At 67.8% G+C, this 3,684-nt stretch carries 4 protein-coding genes; 2 read left to right on the plus strand and 2 right to left on the minus strand.

The genetic code is table 11. From position 1 onward, the window contains the following. Positions 1-53 precede the first annotated feature (53 nt). Positions 54-1,631 (minus strand): threonine ammonia-lyase, biosynthetic, encoded by a 1,578-nt coding sequence (ilvA, locus tag AC1D15_RS21955; RefSeq protein ID WP_465110946.1) that lies wholly within the window; start codon positions 1,629-1,631, stop codon positions 54-56. 312 nt (positions 1,632-1,943) lie between these two features. Between ilvA and AC1D15_RS21960 the strand changes: the two genes are divergently transcribed. Beyond that, complete coding sequence (locus AC1D15_RS21960) at positions 1,944-2,366, plus strand: OsmC family protein (protein ID WP_047500236.1); 423 nt, start codon at positions 1,944-1,946, stop codon at positions 2,364-2,366. 16 nt (positions 2,367-2,382) lie between these two features. Here the strand turns inward: AC1D15_RS21960 and coq7 are convergent, their stop codons facing one another. Then, complete coding sequence (coq7, locus tag AC1D15_RS21965) at positions 2,383-3,039, minus strand: 2-polyprenyl-3-methyl-6-methoxy-1,4-benzoquinone monooxygenase (protein WP_465110947.1); 657 nt, start codon at positions 3,037-3,039, stop codon at positions 2,383-2,385. A gap of 243 nt (positions 3,040-3,282) precedes the next feature. On the opposite strand from coq7, the gene AC1D15_RS21970 reads away from it, so the two are divergent. Next, a partial coding sequence (locus tag AC1D15_RS21970) for a porin (protein WP_477827636.1) occupies positions 3,283-3,684 on the plus strand: 402 nt, incomplete at its 3' end.

Raw genomic sequence — 3,684 nt, forward strand, 5'->3', positions numbered from 1 at the left:
CGGCAATGGTGTGTCATCCCTAAGCTGGGTGGTGTCCGTGCACACGATGGGTGTCAGCGCAGGAACAGCCGGTAGACCGGGTTGTCGGTTTCGTCGACACACGGGTAGGCGAGGCCTTCGAGGAACGCCTTGAAGGCCTTCTTGTCACCGCGCGGCACCTGGATGCCGACCAGGATGCGGCCGTAGTCGGCGCCCTGGTTGCGGTAGTGGAACAGGCTGATGTTCCAGTCCGGGTGCATCGACGACAGGAAGCGCATCAGCGCGCCCGGGCGTTCGGGAAACACGAAGCGGTACAGCCGCTCCTCGCGCGCGAGTTCGCTGCGCCCGCCCACCATGTGGCGCACATGCTGCTTGGCCAGTTCGTCGTCGGTCAGGTCGATGGTGTCGAAGCCGTGCTTGCCGAAGCTGCGCGCGATCTTCGCCGACTCGCCGCGGTTGCTGGTGGCCAGGCCGACGAACACATGCGCCTGGTTCGCATCCGAGATGCGGTAGTTGAACTCGGTGACGCTGCGCGCGCCGATCAGCTCGCACAGGCGGCGGAAGCTGCCGTGCTCCTCGGGGATCGTCACCGCGAACAGCGCCTCGCGCTCCTCGCCGACCTCGGCGCGCTCCGCGACGAAGCGCAGCCGGTCGAAGTTCATGTTCGCGCCGGTGGTGATCGCGACCAGCGTGCGACCCTTCAGCTTGTGCGTCTCGGCGTACTGCTTGATGGCCGCCACGCCGAGCGCGCCGGCCGGCTCGAGGATGCTGCGGGTGTCCTGGAACACGTCCTTGATGGCGGCGCAGGCCGCGTCGGTGTCGACGAGCACGAAGTCGTCGACCAGCTCGCGCGTCAGCCGGAAGGTCTCTTCGCCGACCAGCTTGACGGCCGTGCCGTCCGAGAACAGGCCGACGTCGCTCAGCTGCACGCGCTTGCCGGCCTTGACCGAGCGCACCATCGCGTCGGAGTCGGACGTCTGCACGCCGATCACCTTGATCTCGGGCCGCACCGCCTTGATGTACGCGGCGATGCCGGCGATYAGGCCGCCGCCGCCGATCGCGACGAACACCGCGTCGATCGGACCCTGGTGCTGGCGCAGGATCTCCATCGCGATGGTGCCCTGGCCGGCGATCACGTCGGGGTCGTCGAACGGGTGCACGAAGGTGAGGCCGCGGGCCTTCTCGAGTTCCAGCGCGTGCACGTAGGCGTCGGAGTAGCTGTCACCGTGCAGCACGACCTCGCCGCCGAGGGCGCGCACCGCGTCGATCTTCACGCGCGGCGTCGTCACGGGCATCACGACGACGGCCTGGCAGCCGAGCTTGTGGGCGCCGAGCGCCACGCCCTGCGCATGGTTGCCGGCCGAGGCGCAGATCACGCCGCGCTTCAGCGCCACGCTGTCCAGGTGGGCCATCTTGTTGTAGGCGCCGCGCAGCTTGAAGCTGAATACCGGCTGGCTGTCCTCGCGCTTGAGCAGCACCTGGTTGCCGACGCGCTTCGAGAGGCTGCGTGCGGCCTCGAGCGGCGTCTCGTCGGCCACGTCGTAGACCTTGGCCGTCAGGATCTTCTGCAGGTAATCGGACAGGCCGAGCGGCGAGCCGGCGGCTCTGGCGGGCGCGGGGCGCGATGTTTTCGGACGAGCGGCGCCGGCCATCGGGAGACTCCTCGGAGGGGTTGTTCTGGGGGCGCCGGATGATACGTCGTCAGTGACCACCAACCGCGCAGGCAGAAAAAAGCCCAAGTCATTGCTGACTTGGGCTGAATCCACCAATGGAGGAGGTGGAGGAGACAAACGGTGATGTCCCGGAAGACATCGATTGCGCGAGTGTAGCTGCAGTCATGTTGCGCCGCAATATGGGCGAGGGGCTTCGGCGACGCTGCCGGGCGTGGGGTTGTGACGGGATGCACAATGCCGGTCGCCCGTTGCGGCGGATGTGGCGGTTTTGCGAAGGCCTGGAGTCAGACGATGGAATGCACGATCAACTGGATGCCCGCGACCGGGATGGGCATGGTGGCCGAGACCGGCAGCGGCCATGTSCTGCTGATGGACGGCGCGCCCGACGGCGGCGGCCGCAACCTCGCGCCGCGCCCGATGGAGACGGTGCTCGCCGGCACTGGCGGCTGCACCGCCTACGACGTGGTGCTGATCCTGAAGCGCGGCCGCCACGAGGTGACCGGCTGCCAGGTGAAGATGCAGGCCGAGCGGGCGCCGGCCGACCCGAAGGTCTTCACGAAAATCCACCTGCACTTCACCGTCAGCGGCAAGGGCTTGCCGGCGCAGGCGGTCGAGCGGGCGATCCAGATGTCGCACGACAAGTATTGCTCGGCCACCATCATGCTGGCGAAGACGGCCGAGATCACGACCAGCTTCGAGATCGTCGACGCCTGATCGTCGTCGGAGCCCGTCAGATGCGGTGCGCGGTGGCCGTCATGACGCGGGCCGCCAGGCGCATCGCGGTGCGCACCGGCCACGGCAGCGCGATGCCGCCAGCTGCGCTGGCGTCTTCCGCGTGGCGGGCTTCGTCGTCCTTCATCTGCTGCACGATGGCACGCGACGCGTCGTCGGCGGCGGGCAATTGCTCGTCGTGGCCGGCCAGGTGCGCCTCGACCTGGCGTTCGGTCTCGACGATGAAGCCCAGGCTGATGCGGTCGCCCGCCAGGCCGGCCGCCCAGCCGATGCCGAAGGCGCCGGCGTACCACAGCGGGTTCAGCAGGCTGCGGTGGGTCTGCAATTCGACGAGCCGCTGGTGCGTCCACGACAGGTGGTCGGCCTCCTCGCGCGCCGCCGATTCGCAGTGCGCGCGCAACGCCGGATCGCGCGCCGTCAGCGCCTGCGCCTGGTAGAGCGCCTGGGCGCAGACCTCGCCGACGTGGTTGACGCGCATCAAGGCGCCGGACAGCTGCTGTTCGGCACGCGTGAGGGCCGGCAGCGTGCGGGCCGGCGTGGGCTTGGAGGCGGCGCCGGGTGTCGGCGCGGCGAGGGTCCTGAGGGCGCTGTCGGCTGCGCCCAGCCAGTGATCGAGACGCGAGAGCGAGCGGCCGGGAGGTGCGATGGAAGGCATGTGCGCAGGATACCGAACAGGCGTCCGCGCCGGCATGCGCCAGCGCAGCAAGCACGCTTTCGTGTCGATTCCGTGCACGTTGTGCTCAGACAACACAAGCCCCCAATGCAGCGCCACGAGCCTTTGCTTACATGCCGCGCTCTGGTGCAATACGCCAACTTCCACTGAGGAGGTTGGCTCGGTCTGTCCCCGGCGGGGATTCTGGTGACCGGGACCTCTTGTTCAACTTAGGAGATCGTCGCAATGAAAAAATCTCTACTCGTTCTCGCAGCTCTGGGCGCGTTTGCCGGTGCAGCTTCGGCGCAATCGTCGGTCACGCTGTTCGGCATCGTCGACGTCAACGCCCGCTACACCAAGAACGGTGACCTGAAGGTCAAGTCGCTGAGCACCGACGGCCTCAACAGCAGCCGTCTGGGCTTCCGCGGTGTCGAAGACCTGGGTGGCGGCCTGAAGGCTGGCTTCTGGCTGGAAACGAGCTTCGCTGCCGACTCGGGCAACGGCGGCACCACCAGCAACGGCACGAACCGTTTCTGGCACCGTCGTTCGACCGTCAGCCTGCTCGGCAACTTCGGTGAAATCCGTGCCGGCCGCGAACTGACCGCGACCTACACGGGCTTTGCCGACTACGACGTGATGGGCACGAAC

The organism is Rhizobacter sp. P2_H2, assembly GCF_056403375.1.

Bases quoted from the DNA above. Each gene is read 5' to 3' on its own strand.
- coq7 (WP_465110947.1), bottom strand. From the start codon at position 3,039: ATGCCTTCCATCGCACCTCCCGGCCGCTCGCTCTCGCGTCTCGATCAC.